Below are 23716 nucleotides of genomic sequence, written 5' to 3' on the forward strand. Positions count from 1 at the left end.
ATATGGTAAATAGAAATAGATGTACACAAAAGGAAATTGGCATTGTAAAAGAGAAACGAGTAAAAAGCAATCATGTCACCATAATGACAGTTGCATATTTAATTGATGGTGTAGAGTACGAAATCACGGAAAGGCTAAAATATAAAGGTGAAGCCATAAAAATAGGGCCTATTCCTATTGGACAAAGACGTTTTCCTGTAATAGGAACAAAAAAGGTGTTGGATGAAGTAGATATTTGTTATAATCCTGAAAATCCTGCCGAGGCTTATATAGTCGGAAACGATGGAATTTGGACATCTTAAATATGGATATGAAATATTCTAAATTAGAGAAAAAATAAAGAGGCGAATAACTGTAATAGTGTTTATTGCTCTATTGACAATTATCATAGCTACACTATTATTTACGCAGAAAATAGCAACTAGCATAGGATCTAAGTACGCTATACAGGGAGTAGATGTTTCGCATTTCCAAGGAGATATAGACTGGAATGTGTTAGAAAAACAAGGAATATCTTTTGCTTATATAAAAGCAACAGAAGGAAGTAGTTCTGTGGATTCTTGTCTTAATCAAAACTACCAAGGTATACAGAATACCGGGCTTGAATATGGTTTTTACCATTTCTTGAGTTTGGAAAGTACGCCTGAAGCGCAACTTGAAAACTTTAAAGCCGCTACAGGTGAGTATCATATGGATTTGATTCCCGCCATAGATATTGAATGGTATGGTGACGAGAGACATAATCCACCAGAAAAGGAAGAAGTATTAAACAGCCTTTTTCAAATGGTCTCGCTCTTCGAAAAAGAATACGGCCAAAAACCTGTTGTGTACACTACTCAGAGCTATTATCTTAAATATTTTTATGGCGAAAAACTGGATTTCCCGATTTGGATTAGAAACGTCTATTTCAGTCCTTTCCAAGAATGGGCAATTTGGCAGTACACAGACCGAGCCGTTATAGATGGATACTGTGGTGATGAAATATATATTGACCGCGATGTTATTAAAGATTCAGAATATAAAAACATTCGACTAAATGATTGATGTCGCTCTAAATTAATCGCAAAAAACCTCTATCCCTTATAAGATAGAGGTTTTTTCTAGGCTTTTTATAAAGCATTCAGCAAATCTTTTATGTCCCTCAATAGAGAAATGAACTCCATCAGAACCCATTTCAATATTCCACTCGCTGGCATTGATGGCAGGGATGTCATATTGCTTCGCTAGTTCGAGGAATCGCTGGTTCATCTCTATGCAACAATTATGGTAACGCTGCATTTCTGGTTCAATTACTTTGATGTATGGTGGTGATATTAGGATGAACTGAGTTTTGCAGTTCTCTTTAACATAGCTTAGGATTCTATCAAGTTTTGTTACGGCTAGGTCTACGTTGGGATTGTAGGTTAGTAGGATGTCATTAGTGCCAAGCATCATAACAAAGATATCCTCATCTGAAAGTTCAGTAAGAAGGTTGGTGAAGTAGCCATACTCTACAGAGGGGAGCTGGCGACCGTTAATTCCTTCCTCAATGACATCAAAGTGGTCTGATAGGGAATGGTGAACAATAGTTGCCCAGCGTTCATCCTCAGCATATCTACCACCAAGGAAATCCCTGGGATCATAACCATATGTATTTGAATCTCCAAATAGAATTAGTTTTCTCATAGGGTTAACCTCATTTGATACCAAGTGACATTACCATGGACGGATTCACTTATACCTTCATTTACAAAACCAAACTTTGAATAGTATTTAATTAGCTTATCTTTACAGGTAAGAACTAGTCCAGATCTACCGTGACTTTTAGCATCTGCTATTGCTGCTTGTATTAGTTCTCCAGCATAACCATGGTTTCTATATGATGGAAGAGTATTAACACCAAATATCATCTGCCATTTACCGTCTTCGTTATGCATCTCAGCTTTCGCATACATTTCGTCGGTGAGATTTGGAATATCTGTGCAGAAACCATCAACAAAAGCTATAAGCTTATCATTATCAAACATGAGCCAGAAGTGATTAGCATAATGTTCTAAGCGTTCTTTAAATTCTTCAGCTGTAGCAGCTTCTGCAGGTGGAAAGCATTCTGATTCTACAGCTGCTATTGCAGCTAGATCATCTATAGTAGCAGTTCTGATTTGCATAGTTTCCCTCTTGTTTCTTAGTTTTATACATAGAGAATATCTATTATTTATTGGATTTTCAAGACTTCTGAGGGGTCCATTTTTTAGCTACTCATATCAAATGTTGGCATGGCATCTATGACATCTTGTAGAGGTGACCAGGTCATTGGGTCAAAATCATGTTCTGATGGTTCAATGCGGTCGTCAGTGTCATTTTGGTCATTATTGGAATTAGGGATGTTTGAGTTTTTATGGTTGAGAGCTTCCTCGTTTGTGGCAGGCAGCTTTTGGAAGGCATCAGAATGCTGGAAGTCTTTTACGACTTCATTTAATGCATTGATAATAGCCTCCTTGTACTCGTCTTTGTCAGAGATACTGTTAAAGGTTTGAAAAATGATATCATTTACTTCTTCCTTGGACTTGGCATGTTTAAGACGTTCTTCAAGACACTGGGCCATTTTTCTAATACGGAGATACTGCATATAAAGTTCAGGGTTATGCTCCTTAAGGTAGGTTTCTTCTTTAGAGGAGAGTTTTTTACCGCTTTTGATTTTAGCTTGAATTCTAGCCTCCATTTTTTCGTCTGATTGCTTGCTTGAGTTATTGGCTTCTTCCTGGAGTTTCCTGACAGTATTAGCTAGCTGTTGGCTTATTGATTGGTTTGGCTCTGGGGTGGAAAAAGTGTTGGTTGTGATTGAATAAGATATGTTAATCTTGATATCTTGCATAGCATTTACCTCACTAAAAAAGCACTTTCCCTTGGATTCAATCTATTGAAAAGTGCTATCCGTACAAACAATATATCGGCTTAGTGAATGTATTTTATAACAGTATGGGAGTATCTTATACTTACAAAAAAATCACTCATCGAGAGGGAAATGGAGGTACTAATGATAACAGATATTTAAAGCTTTGGTTAAAGTTCTTTGAGGGTAAAGGATCTCAAAATTCAGAATATAGTTAGCAATGCCTAACTTGTTGTGATATTATTCTATTCAGGAAAGGTGGAAATAATATTGCTAGCATACAGTATAAAACATGTGGGATTAAATATTCCATTACCGGAAAAGCTGGTGCTCCAATCACCTGGACTTCAAGTGTCACCTAGCAAAGAGCAAAAGGATGAAATGAATTTGATTAAGTTTGTTCCAGAAGCAAAGGCTGTAAGGCTGGAATATTTTGCAGCTCTTAGATAGACGGTCATGCCAGTTTGGCTCCATTTCAGCCAGAGAGATTTATTAAAGCAATAGGTTAATTTGTTGTAAGGGGAGGGGCGAGGATATGATGAAGTACACTGGAAAGTACTATATGGTTTTATCGTTATTATTACGTAAGCACCTAATAAATCAATTTGGAAAAGAGGTAACCAATAAAGCTCTTAAAGGTGCAAAGCCTATCTATAAAGATATGCTCTTAAAATGTGAGGATATAGGCTACGACAATCCAATGGCAGGAAACATTTATATGTGCTTTGTTTTTCTTGCCATATGGAAAGCTGCTGATGGGGCTATAGATTATGAGGGATATAGAAAAGTAATTAAAGATTTCATGACTACCTCTCCAGTTAGTAAGTTCATGAGTTCAGGAGATTTAAATGATCCAATAACTCTAAAAAAGGGTGATGAAAGGATGCATAAGATGCAGGAATGGGCTGATGAACATCCAGAATATAAGGATAAGACATGGGATTTCAATTTTGAAAACAAGCACAAGGATGGAATCTATTATCATTTCACTCGTTGCCCATTAAATGATTTTGCTAGAAAGAACGGATTCTTGGAAATACTTCCTGTCTGTTGCGAGATAGATCACTATATGACGGAGGCAAAACATGGAGTTTTACATAGAGATTATACGTTGGCTACAGGTGGCTCTATTTGCGACTACTGGATTGTACCGGATAAAATAAAGAATCCTAAGTAAATAATATTGTCCAACCCTTCTTCTTGAGAAGCGTTAAGCCATCATGAGATTATGGAACAATTATTATTCTGATAAAGTCATTGTTGGCTGCTCGTGAAAGCTGCATTTTGCTCGGAATTAACCGAGTTGGAAACAACCGAGTAAGTCTTCACTTTTTGCTTGAATAAGTACATAATGAAATTAACTCTGAGGAAACCGAGTCGGAAGGAGCCGACCAAATGAATTGTCATCAGGTAATAATACTACAGGCATGAGCATCAACTGTTCATAAGAAAAGGTGGTAAATAATGGATATAAGGAAGCAGGATTGGAAATTATTTAGAGAGAAGGTTCCGGAATGGCAAGAACTATATATTGAAAAGCTATTAAAGCAATACATAACTCTACTATCAGATAAGAGTAGTTATGCATCCAAGAGATTTTGGGAGCTTGATGAACGAATAAGGAAAGATAAGCGTACCTCTGGTGTGCAGCTACAGCTAGATAAGTCTGAGATGGAAATAGATACAGCTCATTTAATCATGGATGGAGCAATTGCGCTTGATGACTTATCAGATTTCAGCCAGGAATTCCAAGATAGTGTTAAAGGATTCATAGAAAGATTTAGTAACTGGGAATAATGCATTATAAAATCTGACAATATAAACAATACTATAGTACGTGAACTTTTGTAAAAAGATTGTTTATTAAATGAACATGATCTGATTGTCACTATAAAAATTGGGTTAGGTGCCATTCCCAGTGGGGGCTTCAGCCCCTGGTCTGCCATCTCCGCAGTTTAGGTGATTCGCTTAATTAGTACATATTTACCTTATGATTACTGTTTAAAGGTCTTCTCAATGCTCTTTAGTTTTTCTTTATTGATTTTGCCATCAGCAATCATGCTTGAGACCCAGAGCTTTAGGGATTCTACAGTCATATCTATTTGTTCAAGCTGTTTTTCGATAGCAACAAAATCCGCAATTTCATCATCAGAAATAATACCATCTGCTGTAATATCGATAAGACGTTCTTTTTGGTTATTAAGAGAGTTTAACGCAGAGAGCATGCCAAGAACTATTTCAGGCAGGGATGAAACCTTTACTTCTGGTACTGATTCCTGCCCGATGCGGCATTCATGTGTGCAGTAATAGTTGCATAAATCTGGGCGGTTATATGCATTAGCTAAATCTACAACATCTTCTGGATATATGGAAACTTTGCCTGTTTCTAGTTTTTCAAGTCTACTTTCAGTCATACTTCCAATTAATTCGCTGGCTTGTGCTCTTGTTAATCCAGCGTCTTCGCGAGCCTTGAAATATATGCTTTTATTTTCCTTGATTGATTTTCTTCCCATAGTGATTTCCTCCCATTTTTTATTATTATAACTATTTTGCCAAAAAAGAAAAATAGAACATATTCATTTGCTTAAGTGATGATATATTTAGTCCTCATTCATTTATAAAATATAATCAAGAAATCACAAAAGACAGTTTCGGAGGTGAGACTGATATGACAGTTCAAGAGAGGATTAGAAGATGCAAAGTATTATTGTTAATGGCTGAATATCCAGAATTTGCAAAAGAGATAGGGCTATCAGATGAATCAAAATATGTGGATAATCGTTCTAAATCCGTGAGTGTCCACAAGGAGCCAGACAAACAGAGTTAGTATTGAAGAATATATTTAATTGGAAAGATGAGGAATTGATTATGAATGGAAGAAGATTATACAAAAGCAATAACAAGAAAATCTGTGGTGTATGTGCAGGAATAGCCGAATATTTTGATATTGATCCAACTATAGTTAGATTGATATGGGCTGCTTTTACACTTGCTGGTGGAAGCGGAATTCTTATTTATATCGTTGCAGCCATAGTAATGGATGATAATCCAAATGGATATTGTTAGTGTGGGAGGATTTTAAAATGTCAGTTTTATTCTTTTTCTTTTTTGTTTTGATATTTGGAAAATTGATTGGGTTTGCTTTTAGTGCAACCTGGGGATTATTTAAAGTATTAATGTACGTAGTTTTCCTTCCTGTGATTTTAATTGGGATGGTATTTTGCGGATTACTATATATTGCCTTTCCAATCTTGATTGTGGTTGGAATTGTTTCACTGATTGCAGGTTTAGCAGATTAGTGGAGATTGTAAGGTAGTAAATTAAAATTGAAAATTTAATAAAACAGGATTGATTGAATATGGTACAACTGGTGTTTGCTCAATCGAAGATTACAAGAGTAGAAGAAGTTGCTAATGGAAATATTATTAGTGATTGGTTTGCAACAAAATGATGAAATTAATCACATTTCCGATAGCTGATGAGGGAATGAAAATGTTAGATGCAAAAACAATTGGGAATAATATTAGATATTTTAGAGAATTAAGGGGAGAAACGCAAAAACAACTAGGGGAAGTTATCGGTCTTTCTGATAGAGCAATTGGGGCTTATGAGGCAGGAACGAGACGAAATGAAGATATTTTAAAAAGGATTGCAAAACACTACAATATAAGTTTTAGATTATTGACCACTGTAGATTATGCTAATAATGATACACGAATAAATAAAGATAAAGTTTTGTTTTCTGAGAATACTAATCTAGATGACATTGATAATTTTTTGGACGCTACATCATACAAGGTTTTATCTCAAAAAGCTCTGATGAATCATGATATAAATATGGCACAACATCTTCTAAATAATATAAATTTCTATACAGACGATGAGGAGGAGTTTAGAGATAAATCAAATAAAATAATCGAATTATTGTATGAAAAAATGTTTGATGAAACATTTGAACTAGAAGATAGGGTTGCAATTGCGATTAATGTTTTTAATCTGATTATTGATAATGAAACACATCGAATAGAGAGTAAAGATTATTTAAAATTTTTGAAGAAAAGTTTTGAAGCAGGAGAAGTACCAAACATAGAGGTAAAAAAACTATTAACCAAAGTTGATGAAATAGAAATTAATGACGTGTCTGAAGATTTGGTAAAGATAGTTATGACATGCATATATGTAATCAGATTGGATAATTCAAAGCTTGATTTGGCGGAATTCTATAATTGTTATCGTTATATTTATGGATTAGGCAGAATAAAAAGTGATTATGCTGAACAAGCAGATATGGGGTTAGAGTTACTCGTAGATTTAGCAAAATATAATAATAAATATGCTGCCGAATTAATAAAAATTTGGAAAGAAATATTATTTTAAAATGGACCGCACAATATGTGCGGTTCATTCCTTTTAGCGCGTGGTAAAGTATAGTTAAAGCTAGAGAACGGCTTTAAAACTTGGTAGAGGAGGAATTATTGTATGAAACAAGGTTCTGTACCAGTCACTATAGCGGCAAAAGTATATGGTAAAGATCCGGCATGGGTACGAGCGGGTATTGTAAGTGGCTGGCTTCCTATAGGTAGGGCAACAAGGGCTGGTAAGGTTGTTACATCATTGGAGGAGATGGACTCTAAATTAGGCCGAATAAACTATTACATATCACCACAGAAACTATATGAGGATACAGGATATGAATGGAATGGTGAAAAAGGCAATGTATTGGATTAGGAATAATTTTTTTGAGCCCATAATTTAAGAGATTTGATAGCAAGTTCCATTTTTTCTAATCCATCATTAAAGGTTTTGAAATCGTTTTTCTCGTCTGCTGTTATTTTTCCATCAGCAGCAATGCTAATCATTCGATCCTTTTGATCTGTAAGAGAATTGAGGGTATCAAGCAGTTCTAATGTTATGATAGGCAAATCTTTTGGACTGTTTAGCTCTAATTCATACATAGGGATGGTGTTCTTACCGATAGCACAGTGATGTGCACAGTAATCTAGACAGAGTTCTGGCATGTCATAAACACCAGAAAGTGAAACTATATCTGCTGGAGTAGGATCTGTGTCACCTTTTTCAATATGTTCAAGACGTTTTGTAGAAACGACATCATTTGTAAGGTCAGCAACATCATCACGTGAGAAATGTTTTTCTTTCCTTATAGACATTAGTGTTGAGTAATCCATTATATATACCTCCCAGATACGTGATAGTTACATTTTACCAAAACTTGGGAAATATTGTAATTGTATTACCAATATTGAGGGTGTTGAGTCAACATGGCGGATAATACAATTAAGACATAAACAAGGAGGAGGAAATCATATGACACTAACAGAAAGAATTAGCGCTATAGAGACGTTAGAGCTAATGAAAAAGCAAAAGGGATTTGCAAAAAAAATAGGATTGGTTGATAAGACAAAGATGGCAATTAATGAAAGGAGAAAAGATATGTTAACAATGGAAAGCAAAAATCAAACAGAGAACTATGAAAATGAAAAGAAGGATTTAAACATCGTGCAGATTACGATTTGCAAGGGCGCAGGATGCATAGCTTGTGATAATCCTACATATCCAGATTGCATGGATTCATGTCCACTATTTGATGATTAAATTAGTCCGTTTCTAATCAAATTTAGTATGACCAAGAGACAAGAAGGTGTTAGTTGTATTTTGGAAAAAACCAGATTCAACATCAAAACTAAAGTATAGGAGGGGGAAAGATGAATACGATAGTCTTAGACCTGGAATTTACAGATATGTACAATCCAACATACAAAAAGATTTGTAGCAATGAAATAATTCAAATTGGAGCAGTAAAGCTTGATTCTGAAAACAACATAATCGATAGATTCGATAGTTTTGTACGTCCTATGTATTCTAAGATCAACAAAAAGGTCTACAGATTAACTGGGATTACTGATGCGATGGTTGAAAGAGCAGCTGTATTTGATGAGGTGTTTACAAGTTTTCTGGATTGGATTGGCGATGATGACTATACAATCATTTCTTGGAGTGAAGAAGATTTGAAAGTCATAATTGGTGAGTGTAATTTAAGAGGATTCTTTGATTATCGTATGGAGGTAATGCTTCTCAATTGGGAAGATTTACAGGCTGCTGTAGGTAATATACTTGGTATTTCTCAGCATTTATCACTAGAAAAAGTTTTAAAGGCTACCAATATGGAGTTCGAGGGAACTGCTCATAGGGCAATTGATGATGCTGAAAATACTGCAAGAATTTATGTGTTAACTACAAATAAGGAAAAAACCAAAATGGTTTTGGGATCTTTAGTTGAACTGTTTAGCCCAAAAGAGGATTTGACATTCACAATGGGCAATTTATTTGAGGGCTTTATGTGCAAAACAGCATAGGATTATTGGAGGACGATTATGTATATTGTAAAGATGTACGATGAGGAAGAAATGATAAAGGGCTATTTAACAGATGATAGCGAGTTTGGCGTAAGAAGTGAAGCGGCAGAATTTAATTCTGAGGATGAAGCTCAAGAAGCTATAGATGAATTTTTAGATGAGTACAGTGAATATAGCTATTCATACAAAATAAAGCGTATTTAATAATATTATGGGAGGTGCATTATGGCATACAGATTAACTATTACATTTGACAGTGGAGACGAGGAAGAGCAATTTTTTCATGAAAAAAGTAATGCTGAATCTGCTAAGGAAGAATGGCTTTCAACTTATACTCAAGGTGGAGAATATTGTGAGGAAGCCGGCGAAAGTTATCCAGGGGGATCAGTTGAAGATGCTGAAATAGATGAAATTGATGATTCGGAAATTGAAGATTTTGAATATGATGATTAGGTTTTATAACGAAATATTAAAAATAGGAGGATTGTCATGAAGCTGATACATAAAACAAATACCTGGAAAGGACATGGTAAACAAAACTATTATCATAATGAATATTTTGAAGAAGGTACTAAAATCATTATGTATAAAATTAACGAATTTAAATCATTTGATGGAAAAGAAAACAAGTGGAATACAGTAAAGAATGCCGTAAAATTTTGGGATAAAAGTGATATAAATTTACCAGAATGGTTAAAAAAGAAATTAAAATAGCACAGTGTGTTTTTTAGATGAGGGCCGTTTATGAGCAGAAATATGTATGATGTAAATATTGAGGAGATATCTATACGAAAACTCGATGAAAATTATTTTAAGAACAAGCCTGATAATAATTCTGGGATAAGTTTAGCGGATTTATTGCTTAGCTTTAATAATCCCAATATTAGGATAGAGGAGGTAAAGTGATCTAATGAAAAAGTGTATTAATTGTGGGAATAAATTTGATTTAGAAATAGAAGAGGGAGAGTTCATCGATTTGTTTAGTGTACATTTCCCAGGTTGGATTGATGGTATCGGGTATTATGGTTTTCAAGATAATGGTCCCTTATGTGCAAGTTGTGCGATTGATAGAGTCCGTGAAGAATCTGATGAAGACGATGAAGATTTTGATGACGAAGATGAAGAATATGACGAATACGATTAAGAATAATTGCATGGCGTTTTTAATAGCTTAAAAGAGGCTCTACGATATATTATTTTTAGATGGTTGGTGTAGACTCTTGCAAAAAATTAGAGGATTCATGCTTGCTTCATTTGAAAATCACCTTAATCTAAGGTTATAGTACTAGCAAATGCTAATTCTTTACTCACACCAAGTTGGAAGAAAAGTCTAAGGAGAAAAAATATATGAAAAAGTTAGTAAAGACATTACTAGTGTTATGCGTTACATGTTGTCTAAGTTTTTGCGCTTGCGGAGCTGAGAAAACTGAAGAACAAGAATCATCAGTTAAAAAACAGAATAAAGAAACAGATACAGAAATAAAAGAACCATTAATAGGCACCATTACTAGTTGGAGCGAAGCAGAAAAATATATTGATATTGACCTAGATAATACTGCTGGAACATACATATCGTATTTGTCAGATACGAATTGCGAATTTTACATTATTTGTGAAATGACAAATAAATCGACTGACAAAGTATTATCGGAAGTAACTGTCAATATAAATATGGAAAATGAGACAACTGGCGACATACTAGAAAGTTCTGAAATAGTAGTAGAGACACTAGCTCCAGGAGAAACTGGAATAGGAGCTGCTAGATTTAATTGTACACGAGATGCTATTAAACAATCCGATGTCACTACAAATCATTTTGTTAGTATGAAATATTATTCTACTGACATATTCGAAGGCTTCAAACAATCTGATTTAACAATATCGGATGTATCAACATCTGGTTATAATGCATATGTTAAAATCACAAATAACTCTTCGTCAGAGCTACAATATGGTGGAACAGTGAAAGTAGCAGGTAAAAAAGATGGGAAATATGCTGCTTATTGCTTCGCGCCACTATTATCAAGTGCTGATTTCGCACCTGGCAAGGAATATACATTTGAGATGCCAATATCAAAACTATTCCCAACAGATTGCGATGAATATGTAGTATTCGTTGATTATTGTGAACTGCATTAGCATCATTACTTCAATGACCTCTTCGGAGGTCTTTTTTATGTCTACTTATATGATTCTAAAGACAGTAAGTGTTTTGTGTACCATTCCCAGCAAGGTCTTCCAGACCCAGTTCTGCCCAGCTCCACAGACTAGGCGCTTACGCTTAAGAGGAAGGATTGTATTCGTCTACGCCGATGGGGGATTTATAGGAAAACTAAAAGCTAAATCTAAATAGGGCTCCAAATTCCCGGCTTCGGCTGGTCTTTTTGTGTTTTAGGCTTGAAAAATATTCCTGTAAGATTTGATATTTATAACCACAGTTAGCAATATCTAACCTAATGTGATATTATTAGTTAAGAGATAGAAAAATTAGAAGCAGGTAAGAAATTTCGAATGCATTTGGTAGCAAGGAAATAAAGCATGGGAGGGTAGTATGAGTGTGACAATTGTTATGAGCGTATGTATGATGCTTGGGCTCTTTTTACTTTTGTTAGGTGGAGTCGGGTATATTCAGGATAAGAAATTTTTTTCTTCTGCGCCGAGAGAGGTTCTTAATGTAGTTCCAGAGACAAAGGCTATGAGATTTGCGGGACAACATATTCTAGGGTGGATAATTATTTCACTAGCAGTAGTGCTTATGATTGCTGCTGTTATTATTGAGGGGTATTACGGTGTAATAAATGAATCTAGCTTTTTACAACAGTTTCTTAGATTTATGCTAATGTTTTTGGGGTTAAAAGCTTTTGATATTGGCTTCTTTGATTGGTTCTTGCTATGCAATGCAGGTCTCAATTTTTTTCCACACTTTTATCCAGAAACAAAGCCTGTATTAAATAGGCAGTTATTTGGTTATAACTGGAAGACGCATTTACTTCACGTAATATGCATTATTCCATTTTCTGCACTTTTAGCTTGGATATGTTTATTGTTTTAATTAGGGTCAGGAGGATTAGTAATGGGATTATTCAGGAATTTTGTAAATCAAACCAGAAAGCCTGAAGGTTTTCTGGGAAAAATGATGGTTAATGGAATGAACGATGGTCATGCAAAGATGGCTGACTGGGGGATGTCACATCTTTCTATAATGGCTCCCGATGAGATATTGGAGATAGGCTGCGGGGGAGGAAGAAATGCCTTTGAATTGATGCAGAAATATCCAGCTGCTAAGCTTACAGCTATTGATTATTCCAATGTGTCGCTCGAAAAAGCAAAAGTATACAATGCAGATATGATTAGTAATGGAAGATGCGAGGTAGAGAAAGGAGATGTGTCTCAGCTTAAATATAATGAACAATATGATTTGGCAACTGCATTTGAAACTATCTATTTTTGGCCAGGATTAGAAAAATGCTTTGCTGAGGTTAATAAGGCATTAAAGCCTGGCGGAACATTTATGATTTGCAATGAATCAGATGGTCGAGATAAAGCTAGTCTACACTTTGAAAGCATAATAGATGGAATGAAATGCCATACTGTTGAAGAAATAGAAGATGCACTTATTAAAGCTGGTTTTTCACGGGTGAGGGCTGACCATCATGAAAGTAAGCCATGGATTACAGTAATTGCAGAAAAGTAGATTGAATAAGAGCTATGACAATACATGAATTTGGTAAAGAAAATGACAAGATAATGGTGTTGCTTCATCCTGCAGTTGTGATGTGGGATTTCTTTGAGTACGTTATTCCAGCGCTTGAAAAAGATTATCATCTAATAGTTCCTGCAATTCCAGGTTATGATCCAGATGTAAAAAGTGATTTTACAAGTGTAGAAGATATAGCAGAAGAGCTAGAAATATGGCTCACTACGAAGGGGATAACGCAGGTTGATTGTATTTATGGTTGCTCTATGGGAGGAGCTTTTATTACAAAACTATTATCAAATGGAGTGATTCATTTTAATCGAGCTGTGATTGATGGAGGAATTACGCCGTATCAGTTGCCATGGATAGTTACTAGATTAATCCTAATTAGAGATTTTTTGATGATATCTATAGGTAAACTTGGTGGAGTGAAGCTTTTAGAAAAGGCATTTGCTACAGAGAATCTTTCTGAGGAAGATATACAGTATGAAGCGAAGGTTTTAGAAATGATAAGCTACAAGACTATCTGGAGAACCTTTGATTCTACAGATAATTATTCGATGCCCCAAATTGTAACTACAGATTGTGCCAATATAGAGTACTGGTATGGTGATGGTGAAGAGAAGCAAAGAAAGTGGGATATAGATTATATCAAAAAGGTATTTCCAAATACCGTATTTAAGAAGTTTGATAATGCTGGTCATGCAAGTTTGGCTCCATTTCAGCCAGAAAGATTTGTTGAAGCTATTATTTAATATCCAATCCCAAATAAATTATATTGTCCAATAATATACCCTTCTGTGTTATACTAAGCTTAGTTTAGTTCGTATATACGGAGGGGTTATTTTTATGCCAAAAGGGTCTAATCAAAAATTAAAGTTAAGTTATCTTTGCAGAATCATGCAGGAAAAAACCGATGATGAGCATAGCCTTACACTGCAACAGATAATGCATGAGCTTGAAGAAGAGGGCATTACTGCTGAAAGAAAGAGTCTCTATGATGACTTTGCTGTTATGAACGACAAGCTTGGAATTGAAGTCATCAAAGAGCAGATAGGTAGAGAAACTTATTATCATGTGGGAAGCAGAGAGTTTGAGCTTGCGGAAGTAAAGTTATTAATAGAAGCTATTCAGTCATCAAAGTTTATAACTAAGAATAAGTCTACTCAGCTTATCAAGAAGATGAAGACTTTTGTTAGTGAGTACCAGGCAAAGCAACTGCAGCGCCAAGTATATGTAAACGATCGTATTAAAAATATGAATGAGTCTATCTACTACACTGTAGATGGAATTCACACAGCTATAGAGCAGAACAAACAAATCAAGTTCCAGTATTGCGTATGGAATACTAATAAGGAACTCGTGCCAAAGAAAGATGGAGCGTTTTACAAAGTAAGTCCTTGGTTCCTTGCAATGGAAGATGAAAATTACTACTTAGTTGCTTATGATAGCGAAGCTGGGAAGATTAAGCATTACCGAGTTGATAAGATGCTTAAGATTGGGATTACAGAGGATCTTCGCGAGGGTAAAGAGCTATTTAAGAATTTTGATATGGGCGAGTATGTGGTAGAAAACTTCTCTATGTTCCATGGAGAAAAGAGAAGAGTGCATATTGAATTTCCAGATGACAAAGTAAGTATATTTATTGATAGATTCGGAAAAGACGTGACTATAAGACCTGCAGAAAATGGAAGAAGTTTTGTTGCGGTTGATGTGGCTGTTTCTCAGCAGTTCTTCGGATGGGTGTTTGGACTTGGTGTTGATGCTAAGATTACAAGTCCAGAGGATGTAGTTGCTGATTACAAGAAAACGCTTAGAGATATATTAGAAGAGTACTAATTGTACAAGGGGGTAAAAATGATTACTCAGATGAAATGGACTAGGGAGCCTAAAGAGGAAAGATAATGCGAAATACAGAATTTGAAAAAAGTCGCAGGTTTTATGAGAATCATGTGGCTCCTATGATACATGAAAAGTTTCCTAAATATGAATCAAGAATAGCAGTAGGCCTAGTGGGAGAAGGATCAGATTGTTTTGGCTATGATGATTACATGTCTCGTGACCATGATTTTGGTACTGGCGTATGCTTATGGCTTACTGACGAAGACTTTGATGAAATAGGATGTCTTTTATCCATAGCATATAATGAGCTTGCCATGCAATATGGTGGAGAAAACCTTACAGAGCGACTTCAAGAGCGAAGAGGAGTCATGACTACAAGGTCATTTTACTCGAACATTCTTTATATTGATTGCAATACTAAGGACTGTATGCTTACGGAAAATGATTGGCTTAATATAGAGCATAGCTGTCTTGCTACTGCAACAAACGGAGAGGTTTTTAGAGATGACTTGGGAGAGTTTACGAGATTTAGGAATCTTCTTTTAAGCTACTATCCAGATAGTATTTGGAGAAGAAGAATAGTAAATGAGCTCCATCAATTTTCGGCATCCCTTCAAGTAAACTATGCTAGATGTATGACTAGAAATGATATAGTGGCAGCGGAGCTTTGTAGAGTAAAAGGTCTTGAGTCTGCTATGGAGCTTTACTTTTTGCTTAATAGAAAGTTTGCGCCATATTATAAATGGACTTACAGAGCCTTATCTGAACTAGATAATGACGGTGAGTATGCAATGCTTGTTAAAAAGCTTGCCTCTACTGTAAGCGATGATGCGGCTTGGAGATTTAATACGTATAATCCTAGAAGCATCAATATGAAAGATAAAGTAATTGCTACTGCTGAAGAAATAGCAAAAGCTTTAGTGGAGCTTCTTAAGAAAAACGAGTTGATAGGTGGTAGTGATTCCTACTTAGAAATATACATCGATGAAATATTAAAGATATAAAGGTGAAGCCATAAAAATAGGGCCTATTCCTATTGGACAAAGACGTTTTCCTGTAATAGGAACAAAAAAGGTGTTGGATGAAGTAGATATTTGTTATAATCCTGAAAATCCTGCCGAGGCTTATATAGTCGGAAACGATGGAATTTGGACATCTTAAATATGGCTACGAAAGCTGGTCCAGTCTTTATTTTTGCAGTTTTTTCATAATATTTGGATATACTTACCTATGATTAATAAGAGGAGGGAAAGTTATGGAGTTTGAATTCTTATATGCTATACCACGTACAGAAGTATTAGACACTTTCTTTTTAACAATCAACAAGATTACAGGATCTTATGGGCAGCTTTGGGTAATCATTGCTGTGATTCTTCTGTTATTCAAGAAGACTAGAAAGATTGGTATAGCAGTTTTGGTTTCTTATGTGCTTGTGTTTGTCCTGGGTCAGTATGGACTAAAAAATATGTTTTCAAGAATGCGTCCATGTCAGATAGATGAGACTTTTGAGCTTTTGGTTTCACGTCCATCCAGCTCATCATTCCCATCTACTCATTCAGCCTGGGCATTTGGTGGAGCGGTAGCTATTTTCTTAGGGAATAAGAAGGGTGGAGTAATTGCCTTGATTTGGGCGGCACTTATAGCCTTCAGCAGAATGTACTTATTCCTTCATTTCCCAACAGACGTATTAGCAGGAATTGTTTTTGGTGTGTTGATGGGTGTAGTTGCTACTAAACTGGTGGAGATTATTTCAAAGAAGATTAGTGCAGGAAAGGAATAGTCTATGAGAATTTAGTAGAAAAGTAAGAGCGGAAAACAGAGGGTAGTTAATCAGACAGAAGCAACTATCACATTAGAAAAACAAAATTTATTGATAGAAGAATTTCAGAAATGGGTGCGGACACAACCAACGCGTAAGGAAAGATTGGAGATAGTAATATTTGCTCCCCTACGATTTATCTATAGATGAAATGACAAAATTATGCTATAATTATGCATGGATAGAAAGGAGTGATATATATGCCTTTGATTTTGCCTATAAAAGATCTTAGAAATACAAATGAAATATCAGCAATGGCTCACAAGGAGCGTGAACCTATATTTATCACTAAAAATGGATATAGCGACCTTGTTGTTATGAGCAGTGAATTATATGATAGCTTTGCACGTGAGAATCGTATCGATCAGGCTATCTATGATGCTGAAAAAGAATTTGCAGAGACAGGAGAGTTTGTCGATGCCGATGTAGCCTTTGCTGAACTGGAGAAAAAATATTTTGGATAAGTATAAAGTACGATTGATGAAAAAAGCATATAGAGATTTAGATAGTATCTATAGCTATATTGCTTATGAGAAATTAGCTCCAGAAAATGCCAAAGGGCAAGTAGATAGAATAAAAGCTGCTGTTTTAGGATTAGATACACTTCCTCAATCACACCAGGATAGATTAGTCGGAAGATACGCGGGTAAAGGATATAAGCAGCTTCTCGTTGACAACTATATTACTATATTCAGAATTGATGAAACTAACAAGGTGGTATGGGTTGTTACAATTCAATACCAAGGCAGAAATTTTTGAAAAATAAAATTATTTGATGACAAAGGTATTTCTATCGAAGTCGATAATTCCTTCGTCACGCATTTTACCAAGCTCTCTTGTCATGGCGCTGCGGTTGATGGATAAGTAATCAGCTAGTTGCGTTCTTGACAGGGGAGCTTTTATATATTTAGATTTTTGCTGTTGTGCAAGGGTAGAAATATATGCCATAAGCTTTCCGCGAATAGATTCTTTCGACATGATTTCTAGCTTATTCATATAGGAAATACTTTTTTCACCTAACAAATGAAACATGTTTTCTGCAATTCTAGCATGGAAGCTACAGGCATTTTCACAGGTATGGATAATTTTTGAAGCAGCAAGAAATAATACTCTTGTTTTTTCCGCAGCAACAAAAGTAACGGAAGATTCCTGCTCTACACTGACAGCAAAATTTTCTCCAAACAGTTCCCCTGGACCAACATAGGATAGGAGAGATGAATTACCCCAAACGTCTTCTTTCAAAAGGTGTACATTTCCAAAAAGAACAATTCCTATATAAGGGACTTTGTCTTTTTCCATAATGATGGTTTCCCCTTTATCAAAATCTTTTTTAAAGGAGTTGATGCAAATCAGTAGTTTATTCAAATTGTCCGGATGAATTCCCTCAAATAGAGGAATATCATTGTAATCTATTTCTTTCATAAGCTCATTATAAAATCAAATTGTTGCAATTGCAACAAACTGATCTCTGTTCTAGCTGTATATTATGAGCATCAAAGAAATCCGGTTAGAAAATGGAGGTAAACAATGGAAAATAAGATGTTTTGTTATCAGTGTCAGGAGACAGCAGGTTGCACTGGTTGTACAATGGCAGGTGTTTGTGGAAAGAAGCCTGAGGTTGCCAATCTTCAGGATTTATTGGTATACGTTACCAAAGGAATTTCATTTGTGACAACAAAGCTCAGAGCTGAGGGCAAGGAAGTATCGGAAGATATTAATCATATGATTTCGGTAAATCTTTTTTCTACTATTACAAATGCAAATTTTGATTATGATTCAATAGCGCATAAGATTGAAGAAACTATTAATGCAAAGGAACTATTAATAGAAAAGCTTGCAGACAAGAGCAATCTTCCGAATGCGGCTATCTGGAATGGTGCTAAGGCACAGTATGACGAAAAAGCTAAGACAGTAGGTGTGCTTTCGACAAAAGATGAAGACATTCGATCATTGAGAGAGTTGATAACATATGGCCTTAAGGGGCTTGCTGCTTATTCGAAGCACGCAAATGCTCTTTTAAAGGATAATGAGGATGTGGATGCATTCCTTCAAAAAGCGCTAGCAGCTACTTTAGATGATAGTCTTTCAGTAGATGATCTGGTTGCGTTAACTCTTGAGACAGGAAAGTATGGAGTGGATGGTATGGCACTTCTTGATGAAGCCAACACATCGGCTTATGGTAATCCTGAAATTACAAAAGTAGATATAGGTGTTAGAAATAACCCAGGTATTCTTATTTCAGGACATGATCTGAAGGACTTGGAAATGCTCTTAGAGCAGACTAAAGGAACTGGTGTAGATGTATACACTCATTCTGAAATGTTACCAGCCCATTATTATCCATTCTTTAAGAAATACGATAACTTTGCAGGAAATTATGGTAATGCATGGTGGAAGCAGAAGGAAGAATTTGCTAGCTTCAATGGACCAATTCTTATGACAACAAATTGTATTGTGCCACCAGCAGATTCTTACAAAGACAGGATGTTTACAACAGGTGCGGCAGGATATCCTGGATGCAAGCATATTGATGCACCTTATGGTAAGACAAAGGATTTTTCTGAAATCATTGAATTAGCTAAGAAATGTCAGGCTCCTACAGAAATTGAAACAGGTACAATTACAGGCGGATTTGCTCATGAGCAGGTATTTGCGCTTGCTGATTCGGTGGTAGAGGCAGTTAAAACTGGAGCAATCAAAAAGTTTGTTGTTATGGCTGGTTGCGACGGAAGAGCAAAATCTCGCGAGTATTACACAGAATTTGCTAAGGCACTTCCAAAAGATACAGTGATTCTTACAGCAGGATGTGCAAAGTATAAATACAATAAGCTAAATCTTGGAGATATTAATGGAATACCAAGAGTTTTGGATGCAGGTCAGTGTAATGATTCATATTCGCTTGCCCTTATAGCTCTTAAACTCAAGGAAGTATTTGGACTTGATGATGTAAATGAACTCCCAATTGTCTATAACATTGCATGGTATGAGCAGAAGGCCGTAATTGTATTGCTTGCTTTATTATATCTTGGAGTAAAAAATATACACTTAGGTCCAACACTTCCAGCCTTTCTTTCACCAAATGTTGCAAACGTTCTTGTGCAGAATTTTGGCATAGCAGGAATTACTAATGTAGAAGATGATATTAAATCTCTAATATAGGATGATAATTGTCAGTGTAAGCTTTACTAAAGAACTTAGAAGAAAATAACAACTTTAAATTTTTAGTATACCTATGAAAAGACTACACATTATCGCTATACTTTTTCCAAGTGGATGTTTCAGGTTTTTAATAGAACACTCCCTTTCTAAGATATGTAAACTTTATAAAGGATATTTAAGTGCGGTTTTATTATTTATGTCATCGAAATCTAATAATTCAAAATCAGTTACAGGCATAGGTTTATAAAAATAATATCCTTGCATTTGTTCGCAATCTATATTTAAAAGAAATTGAGCCTGTTCTTTGGTTTCGACACCTTCAGCAATAAAGTTTAATTTAAGCTGCAAAAGCATTTTGATTATATAGTTAATAATGATTTTGCTTTTTTCTTTGTTCTTCTCGTCCTTAAAAAAGATGTAATCTAGTTTTATTCCGTCAACAGGAACCTCTTTAAGCATATTTAATGAAGAATAGCCACTACCAAAATCATCCATTTCAACAACAAAACCATATTTTTGAAGGGCAGTAGTTGTTTTTAGTAGAAGCTCAGTATCTTCAACATATGCTCTTTCAGTAATTTCAATCCTTAGCTGCGACGGAGCGATATTATAATTTCGTACCAGATTGTTGAAATAGTCCGCAATGTTGTTATTTTTTTCAATGTCATAACGTGATAAGTTTATCGAAATGGAATGTTGGATACCCTTTTCATTCCATCTATGGAGGTCTTGACATACTTTATCCCATATTAAGCAATCTAAATCATAGATAAGCCCTGCTTGTTCCAATATAGGTATAAATATGTCAGGACTTATCCAGCTTAACTTTTCGTGGTTCCATCTACATGAGGCCTCGGCACCAACTATTTTGCCTGTCTTATAATTAACTTGTGGTTGGTACCATACTTGTATTTCATTATTCTTTACAGCCGTTGAAAAATGACCACAGATGTCGGCAACCATTTTAGCTTTTTCCCATTGGTCAGTATTGTATATTTCATATCCCCCACCTGAGACAGAATTGCGGGCTTTCTTTTCTGCTAAAAGGGCATAATCCAACATCTTATCAACATTAATATCTGAGTAATCATCACTTGTTAGAACGTATACACCACTGCATAACTGGACTGTATAGTCGATACCCTGATTTATATAATAGTTTTTTACAGGTTCAAATATAGTCTTTTCTTGATTGAAAAGATTATTGTCATCTGGAACTAGAGCTAAAACTGCAAAATGATCAGCCCCTATTCTTGCAACAGCTTCTTTGTCAGACAGGTAATTCATGGTTTTATCAGCCCAAAAAACTAAAAGATCATTACCTGAATTCATACCCATTTTATCGTTTATAAATTTAAAGTTTTTAATATTGTTATAAGATATTAAATACGTTAAAGTTGGGTTCTCCCTTAATAGCGTTTTAACTTTTTTACGGAAACCATCAAGACTTAAGGTTCCAGTAAGAGCATCATGCTCAATTAATTGGCGGATTTGCTCATCTTGTTCTTTTCTTATTGCATATTGTTTTGAAACGAAATGCAGAATAATAAAAACCAATAATAATCCAAATATAATGATTAGATTGCCATAGATATATAAGTAATCAAAGAAATCATTTTTATACAGACGCCGAGATGTATAATCCAATATAATCGTCTGACGTTGATTATCATTAATCTTAGAAATGCCCACATTAATCTGGTTTATTAGCTCCTGACTTTTGGGGGTATCAACAGCACCAACTCTAAAATCCATTGAGAACATTGTTGTTGGTTGAACTTCTAAATCTGAATATGATGGCTTTTGAAGTACATAGCTCCAGACATAAGAGTTATGAAGTAATGCATCAACATCACCTTCTCGAAGAGCGTTTACACAATCAGGCATAGTTTCATACAAAACAACATCCATACTAGGATACAAAGTATGGACAGTGTCAGCAGCACCTGCCATTGATTTTAGCATTCCAACCTTTATTTGTTCTAAAGATTGGATGTAACTGTTATTCAAAGTGACAAGAGTGAAGGGAGTCGTCATAAGATTATCAGATATGATTGAAGTTTGCCCTGAGGTACTATTTATCGAGCTACCAAAAGGCATAATCAAATCATAATATGAGTTGTCTAGTGCATCTTTTAATGTGGATTCCTCTATAACCCTAAAATCAACACTATAACCAGCATTTTCTGCCGCAAGACGCATTAAATCAATTCCAATACCTACAATATTTTTAGACGAATCATCAGTATAAAAAATAGGACATCTATCTGAAGGTACACCAACTATTATGGTTTCCTTATCGGACAAATCTGTAGCCAAAACTGGCCCATTAAACAGGGAAGCAATCATTAATGAAATAAGTAGAAGTACTATTATATTTCTTTTTGGAAATGTCATCATATTAAACCACTCCTTGTAAAAATAATATTATTTAAAAAGTAGTTTTTACATGGTTCAAAACAATTCACCCACGATATGCCATAGGTTTTTGATTTTCCTCAGAAAATCAAGAACCGGACATGGACCAATATTTTCTGAAAGAAAATATTGCTTGGCAAAGCCAAGTTCTTGTGGGCTTTTTCCTTAAGTAGCCCACAAGAAGTCATATTTATGTAAGTATAGCAAATATTTATGAATACTTTGTTAATCACAACAGGAATGATACATTCTTTCAGGAAGAGTAAAAGCTATAAATTTGAGATTATAATTAAGAAGAGCCTCTATCATTTTGTATGACAGAGGCTCATTTTTTTACAAACTGGAATTATTATAAATCTACAGAGCCAACACGGTCTGTATTGCCAACGTAGTAAATCTTACGTTCTTCTGGCTTAATATAAACATCAAGAGATTCAAGCTCAACACCCTTGTAGTCTTTCTTAAACTGAGCAGTTGCCTTCTTAACGCAATCTGCTTCAGAAAATTCAAGACCCTGATACTGGATAACTGATGTACTCTTAACGGCTTTCTTTGTAGTTGTTTTTTTAGTTGTTGCCATTTCTTTTAACCTCCCCAATATGGAATTGAAATAAGTTGATAAATTCTTCGTATGAAGCAATTATAGACATTTGTCCAATAAAATGCAAAAATATAGCATTCTTTGTTATAATATAGGTGATTTTAGGAAAGGAGGATATTGCTTATGTTCAATACCTCAAAATACCTTCACGAGGTGGAGGCCTAATTTCAAACCCGGGCTTAAGCTAAGCTTGCCCGTTTATTTATATTTGCTGCATGGCTTCGGCTGTGCAGCTTTTCGATTAAAAAATGTGGGGAGGAAATTATTACATGAAAACACTTATAGTCTATTATTCACATGAAGGAAATACTGATTTTGTAGCAAAGAAAATTGCAGAAAAGACTGGTGCTGATACACTTAGGTTAGTTCCAGCTAAAAAATATCCAGAGAAAGCTTTTGGAAAATTAAAGGAGAGCATCGGGATAGATTCGCTTGTTACTACACTTATTCTTATTGATCCAAAGGATAAGCCTACTGATGATAATGATAGAAAAATAGAAGATTTTTGTAAGGAAATCTTTTAAGGTAAAAAATGTAGAAAAGCAGTAGAAGGAGAATAGTCTTATGAGCAGTTTTAAATTGATAAATGGATCATGTGCAGACCAAAAGCCTTTAAGGAATTATTTGAAGCTTATTACAACTCACTGGTTATTCTTAAGGATAATGGACTTCACAGTATTTCATTTCCTTTAATAAGTTCAGGTATATTTGGTGGTAGTTTAGCCGATGCTCCTGGAGAGTCAGCTAAGCAATGCAAGAGAGCCTATGAGAGTTTTACAAAGGATTATCCAGATTATGATGTGAATGTATTACTTTGTGCTTTTACGAGTAGGGAAATGGCATCCGCTCAGGCTCAAATTTAGGAGCATTCCTGTTAGGGTAAAAATATCAGGTTTGTAAAAAATGAGTGCCTCTCATAGAATAATGATTGTTAACT

The 23716-nt window shown here is 35.2% G+C and carries 37 protein-coding genes; 29 read left to right on the forward strand and 8 right to left on the reverse strand.

Annotation, left to right across the window (positions count from 1 at the left end; genetic code table 11):
- Positions 1 to 2: 2 nt before the first annotated feature.
- Together E7276_RS12400 and E7276_RS12405 are read left to right on the forward strand one after the other, a co-directional pair.
- Entirely contained in the window at positions 3 to 302 is a 300-nt protein-coding gene (locus E7276_RS12400; protein WP_294218141.1) for a hypothetical protein, read from the forward strand.
- A gap of 58 nt (positions 303 to 360) precedes the next feature.
- Positions 361 to 1044 carry a GH25 family lysozyme gene (locus tag E7276_RS12405; protein ID WP_294218144.1) on the forward strand — a complete coding sequence of 228 codons (684 nt, stop codon included), beginning with the start codon at positions 361 to 363 and terminating at the stop codon, positions 1042 to 1044.
- 36 nt (positions 1045 to 1080) lie between these two features.
- On the opposite strand, the gene E7276_RS12410 is transcribed toward E7276_RS12405, so the two are convergent.
- The 3 genes from E7276_RS12410 to E7276_RS12420 form a co-directional block, all read right to left on the reverse strand.
- A complete protein-coding gene (locus E7276_RS12410) occupies positions 1081 to 1665 on the reverse strand; it encodes an SGNH/GDSL hydrolase family protein (RefSeq protein WP_294218146.1) in 585 nt (194 codons plus the stop codon).
- Entirely contained in the window at positions 1662 to 2144 is a 483-nt protein-coding gene (locus E7276_RS12415) for a GNAT family N-acetyltransferase (RefSeq protein WP_294218149.1), read from the reverse strand. The genes E7276_RS12410 and E7276_RS12415 overlap by 4 nt, the downstream gene beginning before the upstream one ends.
- Before the next feature lie 83 nt (positions 2145 to 2227).
- Entirely contained in the window at positions 2228 to 2851 is a 624-nt protein-coding gene (locus tag E7276_RS12420; protein ID WP_294218151.1) for a hypothetical protein, read from the reverse strand.
- Positions 2852 to 3139: 288 nt separating this feature from the next.
- Between E7276_RS12420 and E7276_RS12425 the strand changes: the two genes are divergently transcribed.
- The 3 genes from E7276_RS12425 (at position 3140) to E7276_RS12435 (ending at position 4666) form a co-directional block, all read left to right on the forward strand.
- Entirely contained in the window at positions 3140 to 3319 is a 180-nt protein-coding gene (locus E7276_RS12425) for a hypothetical protein (protein ID WP_294218153.1), read from the forward strand.
- A gap of 85 nt (positions 3320 to 3404) precedes the next feature.
- On the forward strand, positions 3405 to 4046 hold the full coding sequence (locus tag E7276_RS12430; RefSeq protein WP_330599006.1) for an L-2-amino-thiazoline-4-carboxylic acid hydrolase: 642 nt from the start codon (positions 3405 to 3407) through the stop codon (positions 4044 to 4046).
- A 287-nt stretch (positions 4047 to 4333) separates the two neighbouring features.
- Complete coding sequence (locus E7276_RS12435; RefSeq protein WP_294218155.1) at positions 4334 to 4666, forward strand: multidrug transporter; 333 nt, start codon at positions 4334 to 4336, stop codon at positions 4664 to 4666.
- Positions 4667 to 4863: 197 nt separating this feature from the next.
- On the opposite strand, the gene E7276_RS12440 is transcribed toward E7276_RS12435, so the two are convergent.
- Positions 4864 to 5382, reverse strand: a complete 519-nt coding sequence (locus E7276_RS12440) for a helix-turn-helix domain-containing protein (RefSeq protein WP_294218157.1) — start codon at positions 5380 to 5382, stop codon at positions 4864 to 4866.
- A gap of 155 nt (positions 5383 to 5537) precedes the next feature.
- Between E7276_RS12440 and E7276_RS12445 the strand changes: the two genes are divergently transcribed.
- The 5 genes from E7276_RS12445 (at position 5538) to E7276_RS12465 (ending at position 7597) form a co-directional block, all read left to right on the forward strand.
- Positions 5538 to 5696, forward strand: a complete 159-nt coding sequence (locus E7276_RS12445; RefSeq protein WP_294218160.1) for a hypothetical protein — start codon at positions 5538 to 5540, stop codon at positions 5694 to 5696.
- 41 nt (positions 5697 to 5737) lie between these two features.
- Positions 5738 to 5935, forward strand: coding sequence for a PspC domain-containing protein (locus E7276_RS12450; protein ID WP_294218162.1), 198 nt, complete (start codon positions 5738 to 5740; stop codon positions 5933 to 5935).
- A gap of 17 nt (positions 5936 to 5952) precedes the next feature.
- Positions 5953 to 6168, forward strand: coding sequence for a hypothetical protein (locus E7276_RS12455; protein WP_294218164.1), 216 nt, complete (start codon positions 5953 to 5955; stop codon positions 6166 to 6168).
- Between the two features lie 193 nt (positions 6169 to 6361).
- Positions 6362 to 7246: a helix-turn-helix domain-containing protein gene (locus tag E7276_RS12460; RefSeq protein WP_294218166.1), complete on the forward strand. Its 885-nt coding sequence runs from the start codon at positions 6362 to 6364 to the stop codon at positions 7244 to 7246.
- Between the two features lie 102 nt (positions 7247 to 7348).
- Positions 7349 to 7597 carry a hypothetical protein gene (locus E7276_RS12465; protein ID WP_294218169.1) on the forward strand — a complete coding sequence of 83 codons (249 nt, stop codon included), beginning with the start codon at positions 7349 to 7351 and terminating at the stop codon, positions 7595 to 7597.
- Here the strand turns inward: E7276_RS12465 and E7276_RS12470 are convergent.
- Complete coding sequence (locus E7276_RS12470; protein WP_294218170.1) at positions 7594 to 8055, reverse strand: helix-turn-helix domain-containing protein; 462 nt, start codon at positions 8053 to 8055, stop codon at positions 7594 to 7596. The two genes, E7276_RS12465 and E7276_RS12470, sit on opposite strands and share 4 nt — an antisense overlap.
- A gap of 139 nt (positions 8056 to 8194) precedes the next feature.
- On the opposite strand from E7276_RS12470, the gene E7276_RS12475 reads away from it, so the two are divergent.
- The 16 genes from E7276_RS12475 to E7276_RS12550 all read left to right on the forward strand — a co-directional run bounded on the left by E7276_RS12475 (position 8195) and on the right by E7276_RS12550 (position 17360).
- Positions 8195 to 8482, forward strand: coding sequence for a hypothetical protein (locus E7276_RS12475; RefSeq protein WP_294218172.1), 288 nt, complete (start codon positions 8195 to 8197; stop codon positions 8480 to 8482).
- Between the two features lie 110 nt (positions 8483 to 8592).
- Positions 8593 to 9243, forward strand: a complete 651-nt coding sequence (locus E7276_RS12480) for a 3'-5' exonuclease (protein WP_294218174.1) — start codon at positions 8593 to 8595, stop codon at positions 9241 to 9243.
- A gap of 18 nt (positions 9244 to 9261) precedes the next feature.
- Positions 9262 to 9447 (forward strand): hypothetical protein, encoded by a 186-nt coding sequence (locus E7276_RS12485; protein ID WP_294218176.1) that lies wholly within the window; start codon positions 9262 to 9264, stop codon positions 9445 to 9447.
- Between the two features lie 21 nt (positions 9448 to 9468).
- Entirely contained in the window at positions 9469 to 9696 is a 228-nt protein-coding gene (locus E7276_RS12490) for a hypothetical protein (RefSeq protein WP_294218179.1), read from the forward strand.
- Between the two features lie 36 nt (positions 9697 to 9732).
- Positions 9733 to 9957 (forward strand): hypothetical protein, encoded by a 225-nt coding sequence (locus E7276_RS12495; RefSeq protein ID WP_294218181.1) that lies wholly within the window; start codon positions 9733 to 9735, stop codon positions 9955 to 9957.
- A 30-nt stretch (positions 9958 to 9987) separates the two neighbouring features.
- A complete protein-coding gene (locus E7276_RS12500) occupies positions 9988 to 10149 on the forward strand; it encodes a hypothetical protein (protein WP_294218184.1) in 162 nt (53 codons plus the stop codon).
- A gap of 70 nt (positions 10150 to 10219) precedes the next feature.
- On the forward strand, positions 10220 to 10387 hold the full coding sequence (locus tag E7276_RS12505; protein WP_294218186.1) for a hypothetical protein: 168 nt from the start codon (positions 10220 to 10222) through the stop codon (positions 10385 to 10387).
- A gap of 203 nt (positions 10388 to 10590) precedes the next feature.
- Positions 10591 to 11382 (forward strand): hypothetical protein, encoded by a 792-nt coding sequence (locus tag E7276_RS12510; RefSeq protein WP_294218188.1) that lies wholly within the window; start codon positions 10591 to 10593, stop codon positions 11380 to 11382.
- A gap of 412 nt (positions 11383 to 11794) precedes the next feature.
- Entirely contained in the window at positions 11795 to 12295 is a 501-nt protein-coding gene (locus E7276_RS12515) for a hypothetical protein (RefSeq protein WP_294218190.1), read from the forward strand.
- 21 nt (positions 12296 to 12316) lie between these two features.
- A complete protein-coding gene (locus E7276_RS12520) occupies positions 12317 to 12937 on the forward strand; it encodes a class I SAM-dependent methyltransferase (protein WP_294218193.1) in 621 nt (206 codons plus the stop codon).
- 14 nt (positions 12938 to 12951) lie between these two features.
- Complete coding sequence (locus E7276_RS12525; protein ID WP_294218196.1) at positions 12952 to 13695, forward strand: alpha/beta fold hydrolase; 744 nt, start codon at positions 12952 to 12954, stop codon at positions 13693 to 13695.
- 94 nt (positions 13696 to 13789) lie between these two features.
- On the forward strand, positions 13790 to 14779 hold the full coding sequence (locus E7276_RS12530; RefSeq protein ID WP_294218198.1) for a helix-turn-helix transcriptional regulator: 990 nt from the start codon (positions 13790 to 13792) through the stop codon (positions 14777 to 14779).
- A gap of 65 nt (positions 14780 to 14844) precedes the next feature.
- Positions 14845 to 15786 (forward strand): DUF4037 domain-containing protein, encoded by a 942-nt coding sequence (locus E7276_RS12535; RefSeq protein ID WP_294218201.1) that lies wholly within the window; start codon positions 14845 to 14847, stop codon positions 15784 to 15786.
- Between the two features lie 251 nt (positions 15787 to 16037).
- A complete protein-coding gene (locus E7276_RS12540) occupies positions 16038 to 16562 on the forward strand; it encodes a phosphatase PAP2 family protein (protein ID WP_294218203.1) in 525 nt (174 codons plus the stop codon).
- A 239-nt stretch (positions 16563 to 16801) separates the two neighbouring features.
- A complete protein-coding gene (locus E7276_RS12545) occupies positions 16802 to 17065 on the forward strand; it encodes a prevent-host-death protein (RefSeq protein ID WP_294218206.1) in 264 nt (87 codons plus the stop codon).
- Entirely contained in the window at positions 17058 to 17360 is a 303-nt protein-coding gene (locus E7276_RS12550; RefSeq protein ID WP_294218208.1) for a type II toxin-antitoxin system RelE/ParE family toxin, read from the forward strand. Before E7276_RS12545 ends, E7276_RS12550 begins: the two co-directional genes overlap by 8 nt.
- Positions 17361 to 17369: 9 nt before the next feature.
- Here E7276_RS12550 and E7276_RS12555 read toward each other — a convergent pair whose 3' ends face one another.
- Positions 17370 to 18023, reverse strand: a complete 654-nt coding sequence (locus tag E7276_RS12555; protein ID WP_294218211.1) for a Crp/Fnr family transcriptional regulator — start codon at positions 18021 to 18023, stop codon at positions 17370 to 17372.
- Positions 18024 to 18128: 105 nt separating this feature from the next.
- On the opposite strand from E7276_RS12555, the gene hcp reads away from it, so the two are divergent.
- A complete protein-coding gene (gene hcp, locus E7276_RS12560; protein ID WP_294218214.1) occupies positions 18129 to 19760 on the forward strand; it encodes a hydroxylamine reductase in 1632 nt (543 codons plus the stop codon).
- 162 nt (positions 19761 to 19922) lie between these two features.
- On the opposite strand, the gene E7276_RS12565 is transcribed toward hcp, so the two are convergent.
- Both E7276_RS12565 and E7276_RS12570 read right to left on the reverse strand, forming a co-directional pair.
- On the reverse strand, positions 19923 to 22160 hold the full coding sequence (locus E7276_RS12565) for an EAL domain-containing protein (protein ID WP_294218217.1): 2238 nt from the start codon (positions 22158 to 22160) through the stop codon (positions 19923 to 19925).
- Between the two features lie 367 nt (positions 22161 to 22527).
- The gene (locus tag E7276_RS12570; RefSeq protein ID WP_294218219.1) at positions 22528 to 22758 is read right to left on the reverse strand and encodes a DUF6465 family protein; all 231 of its coding nucleotides are present in this window, start codon (positions 22756 to 22758) and stop codon (positions 22528 to 22530) included.
- Positions 22759 to 23048: 290 nt separating this feature from the next.
- On the opposite strand from E7276_RS12570, the gene E7276_RS12575 reads away from it, so the two are divergent.
- A complete protein-coding gene (locus E7276_RS12575; protein ID WP_294218222.1) occupies positions 23049 to 23303 on the forward strand; it encodes a hypothetical protein in 255 nt (84 codons plus the stop codon).
- Between the two features lie 69 nt (positions 23304 to 23372).
- The gene (locus E7276_RS12580; RefSeq protein WP_294218223.1) at positions 23373 to 23642 is read left to right on the forward strand and encodes a macro domain-containing protein; all 270 of its coding nucleotides are present in this window, start codon (positions 23373 to 23375) and stop codon (positions 23640 to 23642) included.
- Positions 23643 to 23716 lie beyond the last annotated feature (74 nt).

The sequence above is a fragment of the Pseudobutyrivibrio sp. genome, assembly GCF_015057185.1.
In the GTDB taxonomy this organism is placed as follows: Bacteria; Bacillota; Clostridia; order Lachnospirales; family Lachnospiraceae; genus Pseudobutyrivibrio.